The 20,024-nt window shown below is 63.2% G+C and carries 19 protein-coding genes, 3 pseudogenes and 1 other annotated feature; of the genes and pseudogenes, 11 read left to right on the top strand and 11 right to left on the bottom strand.

The features are described 5' to 3' along the window. Positions 1-15: 15 nt before the first annotated feature. From METLW3_RS0120350 to METLW3_RS0120340, 3 genes are read right to left on the bottom strand one after another with little or no spacing between them, the layout of a single operon-like run. Positions 16-930 carry a recombinase family protein gene (locus METLW3_RS0120350; protein WP_024881647.1) on the bottom strand — a complete coding sequence of 305 codons (915 nt, stop codon included), beginning with the start codon at positions 928-930 and terminating at the stop codon, positions 16-18. Positions 931-966: 36 nt separating this feature from the next. After that, entirely contained in the window at positions 967-1,242 is a 276-nt protein-coding gene (locus METLW3_RS0120345; protein ID WP_024881646.1) for a hypothetical protein, read from the bottom strand. Further along, a complete protein-coding gene (locus METLW3_RS0120340; protein ID WP_024881645.1) occupies positions 1,239-1,661 on the bottom strand; it encodes a putative toxin-antitoxin system toxin component, PIN family in 423 nt (140 codons plus the stop codon). Before METLW3_RS0120340 ends, METLW3_RS0120345 begins: the two co-directional genes overlap by 4 nt. A 79-nt stretch (positions 1,662-1,740) precedes the next feature. Here METLW3_RS0120340 and METLW3_RS29010 point away from each other — a divergent pair, with 79 nt between their 5' ends. The 5 genes and pseudogenes from METLW3_RS29010 (at position 1,741) to METLW3_RS28385 (ending at position 4,692) form a co-directional block, all read left to right on the top strand. Beyond that, a complete protein-coding gene (locus tag METLW3_RS29010; protein ID WP_210163777.1) occupies positions 1,741-1,938 on the top strand; it encodes a hypothetical protein in 198 nt (65 codons plus the stop codon). 50 nt (positions 1,939-1,988) lie between these two features. Beyond that, positions 1,989-2,273, top strand: a pseudogene (locus METLW3_RS29140) (hypothetical protein); the annotation flags it as partial. A 49-nt stretch (positions 2,274-2,322) separates the two neighbouring features. Beyond that, positions 2,323-3,560 (top strand): IS3 family transposase gene (locus tag METLW3_RS0120325; RefSeq protein ID WP_198022806.1). Its coding sequence is split into 2 segments (ribosomal slippage): positions 2,323-2,620 and positions 2,620-3,560, totalling 1,239 coding nucleotides; the frame shifts between segments, so codons are not numbered across the junction. Beyond that, positions 2,613-2,729 (top strand) — a sequence feature (AL1L pseudoknot). (Overlaps the previous gene by 117 nt.) Positions 3,561-3,570: 10 nt before the next feature. Beyond that, positions 3,571-4,437, top strand: coding sequence for an RHE_PE00001 family protein (locus tag METLW3_RS0120320; RefSeq protein WP_024881641.1), 867 nt, complete (start codon positions 3,571-3,573; stop codon positions 4,435-4,437). Positions 4,438-4,473: 36 nt separating this feature from the next. Further along, positions 4,474-4,692, top strand: coding sequence for a hypothetical protein (locus METLW3_RS28385; RefSeq protein ID WP_134188309.1), 219 nt, complete (start codon positions 4,474-4,476; stop codon positions 4,690-4,692). On the opposite strand, the pseudogene METLW3_RS25965 reads toward METLW3_RS28385, so the two are convergent. The 4 genes and pseudogenes from METLW3_RS25965 to METLW3_RS0120300 all read right to left on the bottom strand — a co-directional run bounded on the left by METLW3_RS25965 (position 4,674) and on the right by METLW3_RS0120300 (position 7,691). Beyond that, positions 4,674-5,475 (bottom strand): annotated as a pseudogene (locus tag METLW3_RS25965) (glutathione S-transferase family protein). The gene METLW3_RS28385 and the pseudogene METLW3_RS25965 overlap by 19 nt on opposite strands. Continuing rightward, positions 5,468-6,517: an Atu2307/SP_0267 family LLM class monooxygenase gene (locus METLW3_RS0120310; RefSeq protein WP_024881640.1), complete on the bottom strand. Its 1,050-nt coding sequence runs from the start codon at positions 6,515-6,517 to the stop codon at positions 5,468-5,470. The pseudogene METLW3_RS25965 and the gene METLW3_RS0120310 overlap by 8 nt, the downstream one beginning before the upstream one ends. A 115-nt stretch (positions 6,518-6,632) precedes the next feature. Then, positions 6,633-7,025, bottom strand: a complete 393-nt coding sequence (locus METLW3_RS0120305) for a DoxX family protein (RefSeq protein WP_026598316.1) — start codon at positions 7,023-7,025, stop codon at positions 6,633-6,635. A 51-nt stretch (positions 7,026-7,076) separates the two neighbouring features. Next, positions 7,077-7,691, bottom strand: coding sequence for an NAD(P)H-dependent oxidoreductase (locus tag METLW3_RS0120300; protein ID WP_024881638.1), 615 nt, complete (start codon positions 7,689-7,691; stop codon positions 7,077-7,079). Between the two features lie 165 nt (positions 7,692-7,856). Here METLW3_RS0120300 and METLW3_RS0120295 point away from each other — a divergent pair, with 165 nt between their 5' ends. From METLW3_RS0120295 to METLW3_RS0120280, 3 genes are all read left to right on the top strand, one after another. Further along, complete coding sequence (locus tag METLW3_RS0120295) at positions 7,857-8,792, top strand: LysR family transcriptional regulator (protein WP_024881637.1); 936 nt, start codon at positions 7,857-7,859, stop codon at positions 8,790-8,792. 372 nt (positions 8,793-9,164) lie between these two features. Further along, positions 9,165-11,324 carry a TonB-dependent siderophore receptor gene (locus tag METLW3_RS0120285; protein WP_024881636.1) on the top strand — a complete coding sequence of 720 codons (2,160 nt, stop codon included), beginning with the start codon at positions 9,165-9,167 and terminating at the stop codon, positions 11,322-11,324. A 2-nt stretch (positions 11,325-11,326) separates the two neighbouring features. After that, complete coding sequence (locus METLW3_RS0120280; protein WP_024881635.1) at positions 11,327-12,196, top strand: substrate-binding domain-containing protein; 870 nt, start codon at positions 11,327-11,329, stop codon at positions 12,194-12,196. 398 nt (positions 12,197-12,594) lie between these two features. Here METLW3_RS0120280 and METLW3_RS28890 read toward each other — a convergent pair. Beyond that, a pseudogene (locus tag METLW3_RS28890) lies at positions 12,595-12,711 on the bottom strand (IS110 family transposase); the annotation flags it as partial. A gap of 355 nt (positions 12,712-13,066) precedes the next feature. Here METLW3_RS28890 and METLW3_RS0120275 point away from each other — a divergent pair. Continuing rightward, a complete protein-coding gene (locus tag METLW3_RS0120275) occupies positions 13,067-14,446 on the top strand; it encodes an IS1182 family transposase (protein WP_024881634.1) in 1,380 nt (459 codons plus the stop codon). Positions 14,447-14,605: 159 nt separating this feature from the next. On the opposite strand, the gene METLW3_RS0120270 is transcribed toward METLW3_RS0120275, so the two are convergent. Together METLW3_RS0120270 and METLW3_RS0120265 are read right to left on the bottom strand one after the other, a co-directional pair. Next, positions 14,606-15,250, bottom strand: a complete 645-nt coding sequence (locus METLW3_RS0120270; protein WP_024881633.1) for an NADPH-dependent F420 reductase — start codon at positions 15,248-15,250, stop codon at positions 14,606-14,608. A gap of 110 nt (positions 15,251-15,360) precedes the next feature. Beyond that, complete coding sequence (locus METLW3_RS0120265; RefSeq protein ID WP_245267455.1) at positions 15,361-15,840, bottom strand: Rrf2 family transcriptional regulator; 480 nt, start codon at positions 15,838-15,840, stop codon at positions 15,361-15,363. 167 nt (positions 15,841-16,007) lie between these two features. Here METLW3_RS0120265 and METLW3_RS0120260 point away from each other — a divergent pair, with 167 nt between their 5' ends. Beyond that, entirely contained in the window at positions 16,008-16,913 is a 906-nt protein-coding gene (locus tag METLW3_RS0120260; RefSeq protein ID WP_024881631.1) for a LysR family transcriptional regulator, read from the top strand. 121 nt (positions 16,914-17,034) lie between these two features. Then, the gene (locus tag METLW3_RS0120255) at positions 17,035-17,901 is read left to right on the top strand and encodes a pirin family protein (protein ID WP_024881630.1); all 867 of its coding nucleotides are present in this window, start codon (positions 17,035-17,037) and stop codon (positions 17,899-17,901) included. Positions 17,902-18,062: 161 nt separating this feature from the next. On the opposite strand, the gene METLW3_RS0120250 is transcribed toward METLW3_RS0120255, so the two are convergent. After that, entirely contained in the window at positions 18,063-19,778 is a 1,716-nt protein-coding gene (locus tag METLW3_RS0120250; RefSeq protein ID WP_256388645.1) for an ISL3 family transposase, read from the bottom strand. Between the last annotated feature and the right edge of the window lie 246 nt (positions 19,779-20,024).

Below are 20,024 nucleotides of genomic sequence, written 5' to 3'. Positions count from 1 at the left end.
CGGCAGTCCGCTCGATCACAGTGTTTCGGCGCCGAGCAACCGAAGTTTTTCCGCGCGGTCGAGCAGGCTTTTGACGGAGGAGGGCGCCCAGCGGGCTCCGCCGCGCGGCGTGCGCTCATACATGGCCTCGAGCTGCGCGCCGATTTGTGCGAGCGTCAGATCGGGATTGGCCCGTTTGATCCCGGCGACGAGCGTGACGAGGCGTTCGCTGCTGACTTTTCGGCTAGCGGNTTGATGAAGGAGGCGGGGCTCGATCAAACCCTCGGCNACGAAGCATTTGACCGCGCGCTTNAGGCGCTCGACGGTCCATTGGGGCAGGGGAGCGCCGCTGGAGCTATCGCGCTTGGCGTTGAGCACGCGCACGACATCCTGCCAGCGGTGATCCGGGCGCATTTGCCGGACGACCGGCAGCCAATGTTCGGCTGTNCGATTGANGCGCTCGAAATAGTTCGCCGCCTTCGCGTCNACGATGCGCTGGATGGCGTCGCGGTCGCCGGCGCGGAGTTTTGGATTGCCGCCGATGCGGCCGCGCTTTTTGGCGGCGCGCAAGCCGTCTTTGGTGCGCTCCTGGATCAGCGCGCGCTCCAACTCGGCCACGGCGCCGAGAACCTGCAGGGCGAAACGGCCCTGCGGGGTAGTGGTGTCGATGGGATCGGCGAGNGATTTGAAATGCGCGCCCTTGGCGTCGAGCTCGGCGATCACGGCGAGGAGATGCGACAGTGAGCGGGCCAATCGGTCGAGCCGCGCGACGACCAGCACGTCGCCGCGGCGCACCCGCGCCAGCGCCTTGGCCAGCTCCGGCCGCGAGGCCTTGGCGCCCGACATATGCTCGCGAAAAATCTCGACGCAGCCGGCCGCCTTCAGCACATCGGTCTGCGCGTCCGTGACCTGATCCTCGGTCGAGACGCGGGCGTAGCCGATCAGGGCCATTCGCCCTGGTTTCCTTCCGACGAAATCAGCAACGGACTATTTGCGAGCCGTTCGATAAGCTTCAGGAATCTCGTCGTCCGTAACCGGCGGCGCGCCGCCCTCGCGGCGCATGATCTGGTCGAAGGCGCTCCAATCGGTCCAGCCTTTCTTTTCCGCGAAATAGCGAGCGGTCCGTAACGCCGAAACCTTTTCGGCCACCGCCGAAGCGACGAACTGGTTGAGGCTCGTGCCATCCTCGGCTGCAATCTTTTCGGCTTCGGCCTTCATCGAAGCGGGGAGCCGAAGAGCATAAGCGGCGGTTTTGGTTTTCATTGCACTTTCCTCATCAGCGTATCTCTCGGCGTGAGAACCTCGATGCCAAAGCGCTCTCGCACCAGTCCGAAGTCACGTAAATTGAACGTAACGATCGTTGCGGCCTGCCCATTCACAGCCGCCTCGAGCACCAATTCGTCGCCCGGATCTCGCAATTGCGGCCTCCAAAGGAACCAAATTTCGACCGGTTCGATCAGATCTATGATCGCGTCGAGAAACTGACAGACCTCTTTCGTCGACAGGCCGGCCGCTTTGCGGTGTTCGTCGCGCAGACACACGGCCTCATATTCGATTGCGAGGGCGGCGCTGGCCAGAAGCTGGATCTGTCCTCGACGCGCAAGTCTGAGAAGCTCGGCGGAGGCTCCGCTTGGGCTTCGGAGTGCTGCGATCAGGGCGTTCGTATCCAGAACCAATCTCATTGCTGTGACGATATCATATCGCCCATGATGTGATCAATAGGCATAATTTCAATTGTGATGAATATCAATAATCGGTCGTTTGAAACCGCATCCGACGGCAGAAGTTCGCCGCCGCGACATAGTGGTGAGCAGAAGAAAGGCCCGCAAAACAGCTCCTTTCGTCGATTTGCGGGCCGAAAGCTCGTCTCCAGAGCCGTTCCGAGGCTTGCTTTCGGCTGCTACGGCGACGCATTTCGATCCGGTCAGCGAAGGCGAAAATGGCATCGTCTATCACTAAAGCTAAATTGGAGATAAGTTGATAGTCGTCTTGATTCGTACAGGATTAAAATGGGATTAGCTCTTCCCGCCTCTGTTTCATTCGAGCGCCTGCAAGCGCCCTTCGAGAGCGCGTCCGACGCCCTCGCGCGTTTCGACGAGCGGCTTCGCTCGAGTCCCGTCGCCGAAGCATTCGTTCTCCGCGCGCATTTCCATGACGCCTGCGCCGCTTTGTGGTGCGCCGGCGAATTCGTGCAGCTCGAAGACCTCGTCCTTCATGACGCCGGAACGGACGTGCGCACGCCGACGCACGAACTCGTGCGAGCCCATGCTGTGCTGCTCACGCGTCGTCGCATTGAACCGCGCCGGGATTGCCGGAGGCTCCAACCCTTGAGAGGATGGAGCCATGGATACGAAGAAGAAAACATCGAACAGATTTTCACCTGAGGTTCGGGACCGGGCGGTTCGGATGGTGCTGGAGCACCGCGGCGACCATGCCTCGCAATGGGCGGCGATCGCCTCGATCGCGGCGAAGATCGGCTGCACGGGCGAGACGTTGCGGAACTGGGTCCGCCAGGCGGAGCGCGATTCCGGCGCCCGCCCTGGCGCGACGACGGATGAGCGCGAGCGGATCAAGGCGCTGGAGCGGGAGAACCGCGAGCTGCGGCAGGCCAATGAGATCCTGCGCAAGGCGTCGGCTTATTTTGCGGCGGCGGAGCTCGACCGCCGCTCGAAACAATGATCGCCTTCATCGACGCTCATCGGGAAGCGCACGGGGTCGAGCCGATCTGCAAGGTCTTGCCGATCGCCCCTTCCACCTATTGGGCGCATGCGGCGCGCCGGCGCGACCCTGCGAAAGCCTCGGCCAGAGCGCGCCGGGACGCGGTCCTTCGCAAGGAGATACGGCGCGTCTATGACGAGAACTTCCAGGTCTATGGCGTGCGCAAGGTGTGGAGGCAGTTGGACCGGGAGGGCGAAAAGGTCGCGCGCTGCACCGTAGCGCGGCTGATGCGGAGCATGGGTTTGCAAGGGATCGTGCGCGGCCGGCCGGTCAAAACGACGGTGAGCGACCGCAAGGCTCCATGCCCGCTCGACAAGGTGAACCGGCAATTTCGGGCGGCGCGGCCGAATGCGCTGTGGCTGTCCGACTTCACTTATGTCTCGACTTGGCAAGGCTTCGTCTATGTGGCTTTCGTGATCGACGCCTTCGCTCGGCGGATCGTCGGTTGGCGCGCCTCGCGCACGGCGCATGCGGGCTTCGTGCTCGACGCGCTCGAGCAGGCGCTGCATGATCGTCGGCCGGTTCACAGCGGCGGCCTCGTCCATCATAGCGACCGCGGCGTTCAATACGTCTCTATAAAATACACCGAGCGCCTCGCCGAGGCCGGCGTCGAGCCATCGGTCGGCAGCGTCGGCGACAGCTACGACAACGCGCTCGCCGAGACGATCAACGGACTCTACAAGGCCGAGCTGATCTGGCGAAAGGGGCCGTGGCGAAGCTTCGAGGCGGTCGAGTTCGCCACGCTCGAATGGGTCGACTGGTTCAACAATCGCAGACTGCTGGAGCCGATCGGAAACATTCCGCCGGTAGAAGCCGAAGCGCGCTATTATGCGCAACTCGAGGAGCCCGCCATCGCGGCGTGACTCAGACGAAATGGCCTCCGGCGATCCCGGCGCGGTTCACATAGCTGATCGCGAACCGGGTTGGGCGCTGACGATCGAGGGACTCGCTGGTCTGCGGGGCGTGTCGCGACCACAGGGTATTCTCCTCGAGGCGACCGCGGCCGGGTCGGGAGCCCTCGAGGACGAAGACGCGGTGGAGGATGAGCTTGAGACCGTGTGGCGATCCTCGTCGGGGGAATTCGACGAAATCGACGAACTACTGGCGCGAACGTCGCGTTTGGCAGAGCGCATCGCGCCGGTCCAGCGGAAGCGGGACGACTCGGGTTTGGTTTACGATGAGGATTGGGACGAGGAGGGCCGCCTCGCCGAATGGCGGGAGCGTCTGGGCGACATGACCAATCTTCCGCCCTTGATGACTGCAGGCGCCGCGCTCGACGCTTGGGAAGAGATAGAGCCCCTGCAACACAGCCCATGGCTCGGATCCTTGCTCGTCGCGGACTTGCTACGGCGCCGGGGAAAAACGCTGCATCATCTATCGGCGCTACAAGCAGGATTTCGGCACGCCAAATATCGGAGGAGTCGGCAAAGTGATCTCGAATCTCGAATGATAGCCTTTGCGCGGGCGGTCGAACTCATGGCAAAGGCGGATTCGAAGGAACTCGACAGATTGACGCTCGCGCGTGAGCTCCTACTCAGAAAATGCAAAGACCGTAGAACGAATTCAAGGCTGCCGCGGTTTGTCGACCTGTGTCTGGAGTCGCCGGTCGTCACCGTCCCTTTCGTCGCCAAAGAACTCCGAATGTCGCAGCAAGCAGCGACCACGATGATAGACGAACTCTCGTCGAACCTTCGCGAGTTGACTGGACGAAGACGATACAGGGCTTGGGCTGTTATATAAAAGTGTGAAGCGATGGCAAATGTGTGATGGTTGGGCATGTATGAATTGCCGATGGGTTTCGACGCCGATCGGCGTTTTAAACCGCTGAAATTTGCGCTCCGCGGGGGACAAAGCCGGGTGCTTGTTCAAGCCAAATTCCGCACGGTGGGCAAAGAGCGGACTTCCGATTTTTTGAATGCGCGGCGAACCGCTCGAGCGGAGTATTGCGAACAGTTCGAAAGAGGTGTCGAGACTGGTCATGAGACGCCTGCCTGATGATGATGGCGAGGCTCGACCGGAGCATCGAAATCGCGTCGTGGGCCGATTGGAACGACTCCACTCGGATTCAGCCAGGGATGGCTGCTATAATAATGGCCCTTGATGTGACCGAAATCGACGGTCGGGCGGATCGCCGGGTGCTGGTAGAGCGCCCGCGTGTAGCGCCAGAGAGCGGGATAATCGACCAGCGCCCGCAAATTGCATTTGAAGTGGCCGTAATAGACCACATCGAACCGCACCAGCGTCGTGGGCGTCGATCTCGCTGCGCAGCTCGGCGGGATAATAGTCGCCTTCCGCCGCGCCTATGCGATCGAAGGCGCTGTTGAACATCCGCAGAATCTCTGCCGATTCGTTGGAAACGACTTTGCGGCTGTCCTTGTCCCAGAGCACCGGAACGGTTACGCGCGAGCTGCAGTCCGGCTCGGACAATGTGTAGAGCTGATGCAGCCATTGCACGCCATTCACAGTGTCGGGAATGACGCCCGGGCCTGGCTGGAACGACCAGCCGTCCTCGCCCATCAGCCAATGCGCGACCGAAAGGCCGACGAGCTCTTCCAGTCCTTTCAGCCGGCGCATGATGAGCGTGCGATGCGCCCAGGGGCAGGCGAGCGAGACATAGAGATGATACCGGCCCGCTTCGGCCGGAAAGGCGGGCGCTTTGTCGGTTTCCGTCAGGCCGATCCAATTGCGGAATACGGCGGGTGGGCGCCGCAGCCGGCCGTCCTCGAGGAGCTTCTCGACGCCGCCGCGCCGCCACTGGCCCGCGATCAACTCACCCATGGAGCTTCTCCTTCGTCGCAGCGCGGATCATAGGCGCGACCTTTGCTCCGAGAAGCTCGATCGAGCGGCTCATCGCATCGGTGTCCAGCATCGCCGCGCTCATTTGAAAGGTGAGCCGCGAAACGCCGCCCAGAGCCTCGCTCGCTGCGAGCGCACGCCGGGCGACGGTCTCCGGGTCGCCGATCAGAAACGCGCCATGGGGCGAGCACATCGCCTCGAAGCCGGCGCGCGTGACGGGCGACCAACCTCGTTCACGGCCGATCTGCGTGAACATATAGGCCCACCCTGGGAAGAAAGCGTCCTTGGCGGCTTGGTCGGTGTCGCCGACGAAGCCCATTGCGTGAACGCCGACCTGGAGCGTCTCCTCCGCATGGCCGGCGCGGCGGCCCGCCTGCCGATAGAGATCGACGAGCGGGCGGAAGCGCCGGAAGTCGCCGCCGATGATCGCGACCATGAGTGGCAGGCCCAGCGCGCCGGCGCGGATGAAGGATTGCGACGTGCCGCCGACGCCGAGCCAGATCGGCAGGCGGGCCTGATGCGGTCTGGGGAAGACGCCCTGGCCGGTCAGCGGCGGCCGGAAGCGTCCTTGCCATGTGACATGAATCTCGTCGCGGAGCTTTAGGAGCAGGTCGAGCTTCTCGGCGAAAAGGGCGTCATAGTCCTGCATGGCGAGGCCGAACAGCGGATAGGCCTCGCCGAAGGATCCGCGCCCGACGACGATCTCGGCGCGTCCTTTCGCGATGAGGTCGAGCGTCGCGAACTCCTGAAAGACGCGGACCGGATCGGCGGCGCTGAGCACGGTGACGGCGCTGGTCAGGCGGATTCGCCGCGTCCGCGCAGCGGCGGCGGCCAGGATAACAGCGGGCGCCGCGTCGAGAAATTCCTCGCGATGATGTTCGCCGACGCCGAACACATCGAGCCCGACGCGGTCGGCGATCTCCACTTCGTCGAGCAGACGCTCCATCCGCTCGGCGGCCGATATGATTTTCCCCGTCGCAGGATCGGGGATGATCGCCGCGAAGCTGTCGACGCCGATTTCCATGCAGCTTCCTCGAGAATTAGGCGGGAGAGCGCGTCACGTGCTCGCGGCGCCCTTCGACAAAAGGCCGTCGACGGCGTCGAGTAGGAGAGAAGCCTTCTCGACGCCGAGCGCATGATCAGGCTCGGAGGCGGCGGCCGTCCAGGCTGAACGAGCCGGCGCCGAAGGCGGCGATCTGAAGAAGGCCGCCGACGATCGCGACGTTCTTCAGAAAGTGGATCATCTGGTTTTGATCGGCGAAGTTCCTGTGGAAGAGCACAGCCAAAATAAGCGTGAAGGCCGCCAGGACCAGGCTGACGAGTCGCGCTCTATATCCGACGAGCAGAAGGAGGCCGCCGCCGGCCTCGACGATGACCGCGACTGCCAGACCGAGAAGCGGGGCCGGCAATCCGACCGAGGCGATATAGCCTTGCGTGGCCTCGGGGGCCGCGAGCTTGCCGAGACCGCCAAGGATGAAGAGCGCGGCGATCAGCAGGCGGCCGACAAAGGCGAAGGCGTTGGTCTGATTCATGTCGATAGAGCTCCAGAGGTTCGGTGATAGCGGGAGGGCGTCGCCGCCGGGTCAGGCGGCGAGCGAAGCGATTTGGGCTTTCGCCCCGGCGATGGCGGCCGCCTTCGGCTCTTCGCCGAGATTGAGGCCTTCGGCGCGGATGATGGTGACGTCGGTCAGGCCGATGAAGCCGAGAACGCCGCGCAGATAGCTCTCGTGATGTTCGAGCGCGGCGGCCGGGCTGTCGCCGGTGTAGACGCCGCCCCGCGTCGAGGCGATGACGACCTTCTTGCCCTCGGGCAGCAACCCTTGCGGGCCATTGGGGCCGTATTGGAAGGTGCGGCCGGCGACGCAGACACGGTCGATCCAGCCCTTGAGCTGCGAGGGGACCGAGAAATTATACATGGGCGCGCCGATCACGATGATGTCGGCGGCGAAGAGATCGTCGATATAGGCGCCGCCGAGCGCGAGATCCTGACCAAGAGCCGCACTCGTCACCTCGCCGCCCTGGAAGACTGCAATATGCGCATCCGAGAGGTGGAGCGCGGGCTCGGCGACGAGGTCGCGGCGGATCACCCGCGCGCCCGGATGAAGGACCAGCGCTTTCGCCACAACCTCCGCGGTGAGCGCGCGGCTGACCGAATATCCGCCGAGGATGCTGGAATCGATGTGCAGGATCGTCGTCATTGGGAACTCCTCCGAGCCGCCTGCGTGAGGCGTCATAGCTTTGCGAGCGAAGAGGTTTTTCAGAGCGCGAAACATCGAGTGAGTAAGTCGCATGGTTGTGCGAACAGGAGAAGCCGGCATATCTTTATACTTACCATCGGAGAATCCGATGTATTGGAGACAGCTATGCTGGACGGGGTCTCTCTGGATCAATTGCGCGCTTTCCTCGCCGCTGTGGACGAGGGCAGCTTTTCCGCCGCGGGGCGGCGGCTGTCGCGCACACAATCGGCCATCAGCGAAGCGATCGGCAGCTTGGAGACGCGTCTAGGTGTCTCTTTGTTCGATCGCAGCGGGCGCTATCCCCGGCTGACGAGTGAAGGCGCTGTCCTCGTCGCCGATGCGCGGCAGATCCTATCCGGCGTCGATGGCCTGAAGGCGCGCGCCAAAGGCATGGCCGCCGGGCTCGAGGCCGAGCTGGCGATCGCGGTCGACGTCTTCTTTCCGATCGAGGCTCTGGCCGGGGCGGCGACCCAATTCCGCGAGCAGTTTCCCCGCACGCCGCTACGGCTCTATGTCGAGGCGCTCGGGGCGTCGGTGGAGCCGGTGATCGACGGACGCGCGAGCTTCGGCATCGCGGGACCCTTGCCGATGCTGCCCGGCGGGCTCGTCGCCGAGCGCCTGACCCACGTGCGCTTGTTGATGGTCGCGGCAGCGAACCACCCGTTGGCCACTTGGAAGGGCGTCATTCCGAAGGAGGAACTGGCCCGGCACGTCCAGCTGGTCCTGACCGATCGCTCCGCCTTGACGGCCGGGCGTGAGTTCGGAGTCATGGCGCCGACCACTTGGCGCCTCGCCGATCTCTTCGCGAAGCACGCCTTTCTTTTGAACGGACTGGGCTGGGGCGGAATGCCTCGTCATACCGTCCAATCCGATCTCGACGCCGGCCGGCTGGTCGAACTCGCGATCGAGGACATACCTTCTGGCGGGCTCGCCTTGCCTATGTCCGCCGTCTATCGCGCGTCTGATCCGCCGGGACCCGCGGGCCGCTGGATGATCGAACGTCTCGCGGCCTGTCCGGTGGGGATGGGTGGCAAGGGCGCGATCGACCCCGTGTGCCGTTGAGCAAATGCGCTCGCTCAAACGTGAAGAAGGCGCCCCGGTGGGACGGCGCAAGCGGTCCCGCAAATGGCATATGCCTCGAGAGTGGCGATGCGCCTGCGGCGAATAGTCTTCCCGCTCGCGCCGTAGCCAGCCGGTCACCGCGCCGGAAAAGCGGAGCCGGGCCGCCTCGGCTCACGAGAGCCGATGCTCAATATTTCGGCGGAGTGCATTATTTATGTAATTGAAATACATAATGCGTCGACTTCAGATGCGCCGGACGCCGGTCGAGATTCCCCGCCACCGGATCGGCGACGATTTGGAGCGAACGCAATGGGCCAAAGAGCCGGCATTTCTATCGAAGGCCCCCGCAGACGCGCTCGACGCGTGACGCCTATGCTCTTTGCGCAGAAACAGAGACAATTCGGCGCGCTCGGCATTTCCGCGCTCGGCGTGAGTCTCGCGGCGCTTTCGATCTCGGCGGTTCGAGCGCAGAACGCGCCGACCGAGCTCCCGACCGTCGATGTCGCCGCGACCGGCGCGCCGACCAGCGCCGCGACCGTCGAAGGCGGCTATCGAGTCAAAAACGCCTATGTCGGGCCGTTCGGCGACAGGGCCCTGGTCGATACACCGCTTTCGATCACCGTCGTTCCGCTCGATCTCATGAAGAACCAGCAATTGCTCAGCCTGCGCGAAGCCTTTCGGCTCATTCCCTCGGTGCAGGGCGAAAATATCCGTCCGCAGACGCGCGGGATGCAGGCGGGAGTGGTGCAGAACACGCGCGTCGACGGGCTGAATATCGCGGCGACGACCGATTATCCGCTGGAGCAATTCGAGCGCATCGAAGTGCTGAACGGCTTGTCGAGCGCGATCTATGGTCCGTCCAATCCGGCAGGCACATTCAACTACATCCTCAAGCGGCCGACAGAGGCGCCGTTGCGCGAATTCAATTTTTCCTATCTGTCGCAAAGCGCCTGGCTCGGCCACGCCGATCTCGGCGGCTTTCTCGACCCCGAACGCCGATTCGGCTACAGACTGAATCTGCTAGAGCAGAATGGCGATACGTATGTCGACGGCAGCCAGTCGAAGCGCCAACTGGCGAGTCTCGCCTTCGACATTCATGCGACGCCGAGCACCGTGCTCGAAACCAATGCGAGCTTCTACAATTTCGTGACGAAAAACCTGCCGGGCACATTCACGCTCGGCCGCAACGCCACGATTTTTCCGGCTGCGCCCGATCCTTCCCGGCAGGGCTATGGGCAGACCTTTGGGGGCGACGACAATCAGACGGCGATCTTCAGCGGCAGGCTGCGTCATGATTTCGATCAGGACTGGCGTCTGACATTGGGCCTCTTGCGCCAATCCAACGATCGCGCCTCGACTGTTCCGACCAATACGCTGACCGACAATTTTGGAAATTATACGACGACGGCCGCGACGACCACATTTTCCTTGGACACGGTGCTCAGCAATCAGGCCGCCCTGAACGGGCGCTTCTTCACTGGACCTGTCTCTCATGATGTCGTCTTCGCCAATAATGGCTTCATCTGGGACCGCTATCGCCCCTATGTGCTGGGCGCCGTCACGCTCGGCAGCGCCAATCTCGCCAATCCGGCGCCGTTTGCCGCCCGTTCTTTTCCCGATTTCAAGAATCGCTTTCTTTCGGTCGAAACATTTCAGCAATCGCTCACCGTCGGCGACGTCATTGGCTTCGGCGAACATTGGGGCGCGCAATTCGCTCTTTCACAGAGCTGGATCAACGCGCGAAACCTGAACAGCGCCGGCGTGACGACCAGCGCTTATGACACGAGCGGCGTGAGTCCGACGGCGAGCCTGTTGTTCAAGCCGATGCGCAATCAGACCGCCTATCTGACCTATTCGGAAAACCTGCAGCAGGGCGACACGGCGCCGAACGGCGTCGCCAACGCCGGGGCCGTTCTCGCTCCCTTCCGCGCCAAGCAATGGGAGCTCGGCTATAAGATCGATCTCGACCGGATCGATCTGCGAGCGGCTCTGTTTCAGATCGAGCGACCCTACGCCTACACGGTCAACAATGTCTATGGCGTCAACGGCAAGCAGATCAATCGCGGCGTCGAGCTGACCGCCTCGGGAAAGGCGACCGACGACCTCACCATTTTCGCCGGTCTCTCCTTGCTCGATCCGAGGCTCTACGACACCGGCTCGGCGCTGACGAACAACAAGCAGATCCTCGGCCTGTCCCATGTCGTATTCAACATTCTCATGGATTATCAGATCCCGTTCGCGCCCGGCCTCGCCGCGAACGCCAATATCAATTTCGCCAGCGACAGGCCCGGCAATTACGCGAACACGACCTTCGTCGACGGCTACACCGTCGCCGACCTCGGTCTACGTTACAGCGCGCGTCTGCTGGATCGCGCTGTGACATGGCGCCTCAACGTCTACAATGTCGCCAATGCGCATTATTGGGCCAATGTCACGCCGACCGGCCAGAACGGCTACAACAGCACGGACTTCGGCTCGGGCACACTCGGCGCGCCACGCACGCTGCGTCTTTCCATGCAGATGGAGCTCTGATCATGTCGATCTCACGAGTCCGGCGCATCGTCGCATTGTCACTCTTTCTTTCTCCGTTCCCGCCATGCGTGGCGGAGGAGGCTCCTGGCGGGCCTCCGCTTCACATTCATGCGGCGGGCAGCCTCGGCGGCGCCCTGCGCGCGATTGTCGCGCGCTACCAACAGGAGACGGGCGAGACGATCACCATGGTTTTCGGCCCTTCGGGCCTGCTGCGCGAGGGCATAGAAAAGGGGAATGAGGCCGGTCTCTTCCTTTCCGCGGATCGGCAGCATCCCGAGCGGCTCGCTGCCGAGGGAAAGGCTGCGCCGCCGGTCATTTTCGTCCGCAACACGCTCTGCGCTACGGCGCGCGCCGATCATGCGCTGACGACCGACCGGCTTCTCGACCACATGCTTGATCCCGCGACAAAGATCGGCACGTCGACTCCCAAAGCCGATCCCGGCGGCGATTACGCCATGGCTCTGTTCGCCAGGGCCGAGAAGGCGCATAAGGGCGCAGAGCAAATCCTGCGAGCGAAAGCGAGAGCCCTCGTGGGTGGAGCCCCGCCGGAGCCATCGGCAATGCAGCCGAATGCGCGAGCCGGACAAAGCGCCCCCGCGCCGACAAAGAAGTTTCTGCTCGATGGAACGGTCGATCTCTTCATCGGCTATTGCAGCCGGCGGGAGACGCATCCCGATCCAGATCTCGTCAGCGTGCCGGCGCCGGAGGCGCTCGCCATGCGCGCCGATTACGCCCTGGCGCTATTGCGCGACAAAGCGCCCGAGCAGCAGGCCGCGGCGGCCCGTTTTGCTCTGTATCTAATGACGCCGCGCGCGCAGGCGATCTTCGCCGATTACAATTTCATCCCCATCGCCGCGCCCTCGGAGCCTTGAAATTGACGGGCTCTCGAAACTGGAAACGACAGCTTCCGGTTCAAGGACAGCTCGGCGAAGGCGGACAAACCTGCAAAGGAGAAGACCAAAACCTGACGACCGACTGACTCGCAAGCCATCTTCAACCCGGGTCATGTATGGATGACCCCGTTCACGCAAGTGGTCTTTGATCGGCGCCGGCGTACGATCGGGTGCGGTCATGTATCAGGCCTTTACTTGCGGCCGGATGCAGACCGCTGGCCGGTATGGAGAAGCGCGGACCTAGTGCAGATCAGTTCTGCGAGCTTTGAAGCTCGATGACTCGCATGCTTTTCCAGGCCCGCCCTGACCGATCGCTTTGCCCTTACCGTTCACTGACCTCCTCGCACGCCGACGTGCCCGGACCGGATCGTTGCCGATCAGGCCGGAACGGGGTCTGCTTGTCTGTAATCCTCTTTCCTGGTCAGCATGGCCCAGACCGCCTGCGCCTTCTTGTTGGCCAACGCGATCGCCACCAGTTTGCGTGGCTTGCGCGCCTGTCATTCGGCGCGCCACGTTGACCCCCAATCGGCGTGGAGGCCACAAGAATATATAGGAACAGGCAACGGCTTGGTCTTGTGCCCCCTTGCCGATTGGGGGTCAAGGCGTCGAGCCGATTCACACATCACGGCGTAGCGGCGCAGCGCTTCCAGCCGAGCATCGGCGAGGCCGTTGGCGCGCTTGCCACCGAAGAGCCAGCCCAGCACGACACGGACGAACGCCGCCCTTCCGGCCGAAGCGGGAAGGACGGCGCCGCGTCTGCAATGCGCCGATTGTGTTGAAAAACTCTGGCGTTGCCGGGCGCCGGGGCTCGTGATTCACTTCCTCTGCTGATTTGCGGAGGATGTGGCGATGATGGGGACTCAGGCAGCAACCGCCCGGTTTTTCTACGATTTCTGCCTCGATGACCATGTGCCGAAGGACCATCAGTTACGCGGAATCGACCGGCATCTCGATCTCGACGGCATTCGCACCGCGCTGAAGCCGTTTTACAGCAGCACCGGTCGTCCTTCGGTGGATCCGGAGCTGATGATCCGCATGCTTCTTGTCGGCTACTGCCTGGGCATTCGTTCGGAACGCCGCCTGTGCGAGGAAGTGCATCTCAATCTCGCCTATCGCTGGTTCTGCCGCCTCGGGCTGGACGGCAAGGTCCCGGACCATTCGACTTTCTCCAAGAACCGGCACGGTCGCTTTCGCGAGAGCGACATTTTGCGCCAGCTCTTCGAATCTATCGTCGAGCGTTGCATGGCCGAAGGCCTTGTCAGCGCCGGCGGCTTCGCCGTCGATGCAAGTCTGATCGCTGCCGACGCCAACAAGCAACGCTCCGTTCCGAGCAGCGAATGGGACCCCGCCGAAATCAAAGATGACGCGTGCCGCGCGGCGCGCGAATATCTTGCGACGCTCGATGACGCCGCATTCGGCGCTGCTTCGCCCGTGACGCCGAAGTTCATCGCGCGATCGGACCCCGCGGCGCAATGGACCGGCGCGCATAAGGGCCACGCCTTCTTCGCGTACGCGACCAATTATTTGATCGATACGGATCACGGAGTAATCGTGGACGTCGAAGCGACGCGCGCCATCCGACAGGCCGAGGTCGGCGCTTCGAGAACGATGGTAGAGCGCACGGAGGAGCGCTTCGGGCTGAAGCCGGGTTATCTTGTCGCCGACACTGCATACGGTTCGGCAGACAATCTCGCCTGGCTCGTCAAACACAAGCGGATTACGCCCTACATTCCCGTTTTCGACAAGTCGACGCGAACCGGCGGCACGTTCTCGCGTTCGGACTTCGCGTTCGACGCCGAGGCCGACTGCTATATCTGTCCGGCGGGTAAAAAGCTGGTCCAGTTCCGGCGCACCTACGCGACGCCGCGAACCGGAGTTGCGGCAGACGGCACGCGCCGCTACCGCGCTAGCAAAAAGGATTGCGACGTTTGCGAACTCAAAGCGCAGTGCTGCCCCAACGCCGTGGCGCGGAAGGTTCCACGCGATCTGCACGAAGATTCCTGCGACGTTGCGCGAGCGCTCGTTGGGACACCTGAATATGAAACGGCCTGTCAGAGGCGGAAGAAGGTCGAAATGCTGTTTGCTCATCTCAAGCGCATATTGCGCCTTGGGCGCTTGCGGTTACGCGGACCGTGCGGCACCAAAGACGAGTTCCTGCTCGCCGCGACCGCACAGAACTTGAGAAGGCTCGCTCGACTGAGGCCGCCGACCATGCCGATGGCGGCATAAGCCGCCCACGATGGCGGCCCATGCCGCCATCCCGCCGAGGATCGCTTGCCCAAATCTTGAAAAACGCCTCGAACGGAGGTCGCCGATGCCGTGTCGCCGAGTTTTTCAACGAAATCCGCCCAGGCCTGCCGCTCCGGCCGGAACGGCGGGAGTGGGGATTTAGATGCGCACGAGATTGTGCATGGCGAGCACGCCGAACGGCAGGGAAGCCAGCCGACCACCGACATCCAGCGAGCCGAGATCGATCGCCAGGAAACCGATCGTCTCCAGGATGCCCCGAACCTGTGTCTTGGCGTCGGCATCGTCACCCGAATAGAACAGCACGCGCTGGCCACCGGCGGCTTCCGGCTCGGACAGGACGTTGACGTCGAGATGGTTGAACGCCTTCACCACGCGCGCGCCGGGAACCAGCTTCGCGACCAGGGCGCTCGAATGGATATCGCCCAGATCGACGGCCTTGATGCCATAGGCAGCCAGCGGATTGGTGGGATCGCTCGCTTCAGCCGAGCCGGGTTCGAGGAACAGGACCGGGTTGGTGCCGTCGATCACGATGCGGTTGTTCCAGGCGGGCAGGCCGCCGAGCACGTCCTCCAGCGCGACCCAGGGTATCGCCAGCACGACGATGTCGGCGCTTGCCGCCTCGGCCACCGTGCTAGCCGTGATCGTCTCGCCCAGTTCTGCGACCAGCGCCGTGAGCGAATCCGGACCGCGCTTGTTGGCGATGATAGCCGGGATGCCCTTCTTGGCGAGGGCGCGGGCGACGTTGGAACCGAGTGCTCCCGATCCGATGATACCGATAGTCATGTCATGTCTCCTGAGGAAATGGGGCATGCGAAAGGGGACGGCAGCGCCCCATGGGCTGGCCGTAACCGAAAGCTGAAAGTGTAAGGGTCGCGCCAGCTTCTACTGGCAGATCAGCCCCATTTGAGCGGGACTGCGAACTTGCCGAGGCGGGCGACGTCGGCGGCGATGTCGGCGATCGTCACCCCGGCCAGCTCCGCCTCCATGGCGGTGCGGGCGCGGTCGAGCACCGGGCGGATCGCTTCCTGGATATTCCCGCCCACCGCGCAGCCGCCCAGCGGCGGCGTGCGGTGCAGCGTGAACAGCGTGGTATCCTCCACCGCTGCATAGACATCGAGCAGGCGGATCCGGGATGCCGGCTTCGCCAGCAAGGCTCCCCCGCCGGCGCCCAGTTGCGAGGTGGTAAGCTCCGCCTGATGCAACCGGGACAGCAACCCCCGGATGACGACCGCGCTGGTATTGGCCGACGCCGCCAGATCCTCGGATCGCAGCGGCGCGCCGTCGCCCACCGCCATGGCAGCAAGCGCGTGGACGGCAACGACGAAGCGGGAACTGGTTGGCACGCGACCGATCCTTTCGATGGTGTGTAACATTCACAATTACCGTTTTACTGGGCAAGACGGCGTCTTCGGCTTCGGTTCTGCGGAAATCGAAGCGCCGCCGCTCCCTGCCGAAACCCAGATCGCACGCTTGCGGCGGCCGCGGCAGCCTCTATTATTCGATCGAAACCATCGAATTTCCCGATGGTGGGAGTGTGCCGATGATCGACGCCATTTCGCTGGGCCAGTTGCGCACGTTCATCGCGGTGGTGAACGAAGGCAGCTTCTCCTCGGCGGCACGCGCGCTGCGGCGTACCCAGTCCGCGGTCAGCGAATCGATCGCCAATCTTGAAGCGCAATTGTCGGTGGCGCTGTTCGATCGCACCGGCCGCTACCCGCGGTTGACGCCGGAAGGCGCGGCGCTGATCGCCGACGCGCGCGCGGTGGCGACTGCGCTCGACAAGCTGCGCGCTCGCGCCAAGGGCATGGCGGGGGGACTGGAGCCCGAACTGATCGCTGTGATCGACGTGTTCGTGCCGATCGATGTCGTGGCGGATGTGGCCGAGCAATTCGGCGCCGAGTTTCCCTCCACGCCACTGCGGCTTTATGTTGAGGCATTGGGCTCGGCGGTGCAGCCGGTGCTCGAAGGCAGGGCGGGCTTTGCTCTGGTGGGTTCGTTGCCCGTGCTTCCGCCTGATGTCACCGCCGAACGCATCGCCGACGTCAAGCTGCTGATGGTCGCGGCGGCGACCCATCCGCTCAGCCTGCATCGCGGCGTGATCCCGCCGGAGGAACTGGCGCGGCACACGCAACTCGTCCTCACCGATCGATCCAGCCTGTCCGACGGCCAGCAATTCGGGGTGATGGCGCCATCGACATGGCGGCTGGCCGATCTCGCCGCCAAGCACGCGTTCCTGCTGCGCGGTCTCGGTTGGGGCGGGATGCCGGATCACACCGTTAGGCAGGATCTGGAGGAAGGCCGGCTGGTCGAACTGTCGATCCAGAATATTCCGCCTGGCGGCGCCTCGCTGCCCATGTCGGCGATCTATCGCGCGTCGGACCCGCCGGGGCCAGCGGGACGGTGGATGATCGAGCGCCTGAAGCGTTGCACCCAGAACGCCGAATAGTGCGGCGATGCCCCATCGGGTACTCCGATGGCGGCAATCGATTATCAGAGGCTTCTACGATGGCGTTCGCTGCGGCATTTCTTGCGCATCGCTCCCGAGGCGCAATGAAAGGAATGCAGCCATGAACGCACCCGCCGCGATCTCCACGCACCGCCGTGTCCGCTACAAGACGTCGGGCCAGGGCCACCGCCCGATCATCCGCTTGATGAGCCCCGGTGATCTCGGCCAGATGCTGAAGCCGTTCGTGTTCCTCGACCTGTTCTCGCCCGAGGCCGCATCGATCGGCGACATGCCGATCCACCCGCATTCGGGCATCGCCACCGTCACCGTGCTGACCGAAGGCGACCTGCATTTCGACGATCCCGTCGCGGGCTCTGGCTCGATCGGCTATGGCGGTGTCGAATGGATGCGCGCCGGTGGCGGCGTGTGGCACGGCAAGGAAATGTCGAAGGGCAGTTCGCCGCAGATCAAGGGCTTTCAGCTGTGGCTGGCGCTGCCGCCCGAACTGGAAAACGCGGCGGTCGACAGCCAGTATATCGAGGCGCAGGACATGCCGGTGGTCGGCCCGGCAACGGTGATCCTGGGCGAACTTGACGGCGCCGTCAGCCCGGTGCGGGCGCCGGCCGGGATCAACTATCTGCTGGCGACGCTCGCGCCCGGCGAACGCTGGACCTACACGCCCCCGGCCGATCACGACGTGGCGTGGCTGGCGATCAGCCACGGCGCGCTGGTGGGCGACGTGGTCGTCCATACCGGCGAACTGGCGCTGCTCGAGGGTGTAGGGGCGATCCCGCTCCAGGCATCGGCCGAAGGCGCCCGCTTCGTTGTGGCATCCGCTATCGAGCACCCGCACGTTCTGGTGACCGGCTATTATTCGGTCCACACCAACAAGGCGGCGCTGATCCAGGGCGAGGCGCGGATCGCGGCGCTGCGCGAGCGGCTGCCGGCACAGCGCGGCTCCGGCCCGACGCCGGTGTTCCGCGGCTGATCCGCTCGCTTTCATAGATTGCCGGTCGATGGGAGCATCCGCACGCCCGTGTGGATGCTCTTTTCGTTTGTACCCGGGGCAGTTGTTCCGGCCGGGAATAAATGAAACAATGCCGGGCCCATAGCTGATGGGTCGTCTTATCGCGGTTTCCGGGCTCTGCTTCACTCTCGGTGCAAATTAGAATCCTGCAAAGGCAGCATCCGCGCACCAAGGAGTTCGATGCTCGCGCGTCCGTACATGGAGCGCTTGAGCGTTTTCAACCGATTGATCTGCCGTTCTGTCTGTCCGTTGCTCCATGGCCCCACCACGGCATTTTGCACGGCGTCGATGTCTTGTCGCAGAGTCTTCGAAAAACGGCGCATGGCGTAAACGCTGCAAGAAGTTGCGTCCCATATCCACTCGTCCAACTTTTCCAGCGAGCCGCCACGAAATAAGCCGCGAAATCGCATCGCGAACTGGCGCATCACCGCGAAGTCCATCGACTCCGCCGTTAGCGCATCGACAATGCAGATTTGCCGCGGCGTCATTTGTCCCCGCGGCTTGACGCAAAGCGCGGCTGCGGTCAGCGGAGAAATACGGCGACCATTCATTGGATCGATTGCGGGCGCCTTCGCGCACGCGTTGAAGTCTGACGCCGCCGATTTTGACGGTGATGAAACGAAAGGCGCTTCGGCGACGACGTCGAGCGATCCGTCGGGATCTCTCCATGCCGCGAGAAAGCGCGCCAGATTGCTGTAGGAGCCCGCGTATCCCTGTTGCTTGATTTCTTCGAACAGCTGGCGGACGGACCTGCACGCTTCGGCCCAGCGCCGCGCCAGAAATGCCTCGAAACGGGCGGGCGTGCTCGCCGTGGGCGCCATGACGTTGCGCTCCGGTAAAACAAGAAAGCGCGTCCAACGCTCCACTCGCCGGCGCCCAAGCCCCAATTCCCTCGCGATCGCGGTGATTGTCTTGCCAGCCTCGAACAGAACTTTGATTTCTTCGAACCTGGCCTCGCGAGCGGCGCGCGCCGCTCGCTGTGTAGAGCGCCGATGCCTCTCGCCGTCGGAAACGGTGCGAGAGCCATTCTTGGCATTTGGCCCCGTCGAACCATTCGCGTCAACCTCGCTTGCTCTTTTCAGCGGCGGTCCAGGGTGGATCAAATGCCTTTCGACCGCCTCACGGAAATTTTGCAGGAGGTGAAAGCGATCGGCGACCTGCCGTGCTTGCGGGGCTCCTTCGTGCGCGCCCTCGGCATAGAGCCCGGCGCGATCGCGGCTTATGATCTCGATAGTGGGATGTTCCCTGAGCCACGCGGCGGTCGACGCCGCGGAGCGATCAGGAAGAACGTCGACGACCAGTCGCCGCTCGAGATCAACCATCACCGTTCCGTAGTTCGTGCCTTTCTTCCATGCCCAATCGTCGACGCCGACGACTTTGACATGGGCAGGCGCAGCGCCCGCGCGTGCGCTTCGCTTAATCTCTCTCAAAATCGTGGTGTGACCGACCCGCATGCCGAGGCGGCCCATCAGCCTTTCGGATGGCCGTCCGCCGACGCTATGCCCGAATAGGCGAACAACTCCCGCAAGGCGAGTTGTTTGTCGCGCGAACGGGGCTGCGGGCCCTGGAATGCGTTCGGCGAAGATGCGCCGGTCGCAATTTTGATTGCGGCATCGCCAGCGCGTCAAGCGAACTCGAACGTCGATTGGCGTCCCCTGCGCGGGAAGATCGCGGAGCTTTCGATGATAGGAACTATGCCGCGAATTCGATTGCACCCCGCATGCTGGGCATATTGCATGCGCGTCGGCGGTCAGAGAGACCGCCCATTCCGCCTCCAAACGCTCGACTGTCAGAATCTGCAAATTTGGCGCAGGAGCCCAGCGAGTTGATGTTTTCATTCCGAAAGATGCGACATCTCAAGCCAAACCGCAACAATCCGCTAATTTGCACCGAGAGTGAAGCAGAGCCCAGTTAAGAGCAACGTGACAGGCTGGACACCAACCCCGTTACGCCGCTCTCCTCACGCCGTCATCACCCACTTTCCGGCATAGCTCCTCGCACGGCATCGACTGGTTTCCTGATGTTTCGCGGCCACCAAGAATGCGGCCGTGTCGAGAGTCGTATCTAAATGAGGGATCCTCGTC

The organism is Methylosinus sp. LW3, from assembly GCF_000527115.1.
Classification (GTDB): Bacteria; Pseudomonadota; Alphaproteobacteria; order Rhizobiales; family Beijerinckiaceae; genus Methylosinus.
The sequence above is the reverse complement of the archived record's forward strand: the minus strand, read 5'-3'. Positions and strand labels throughout refer to the sequence as shown.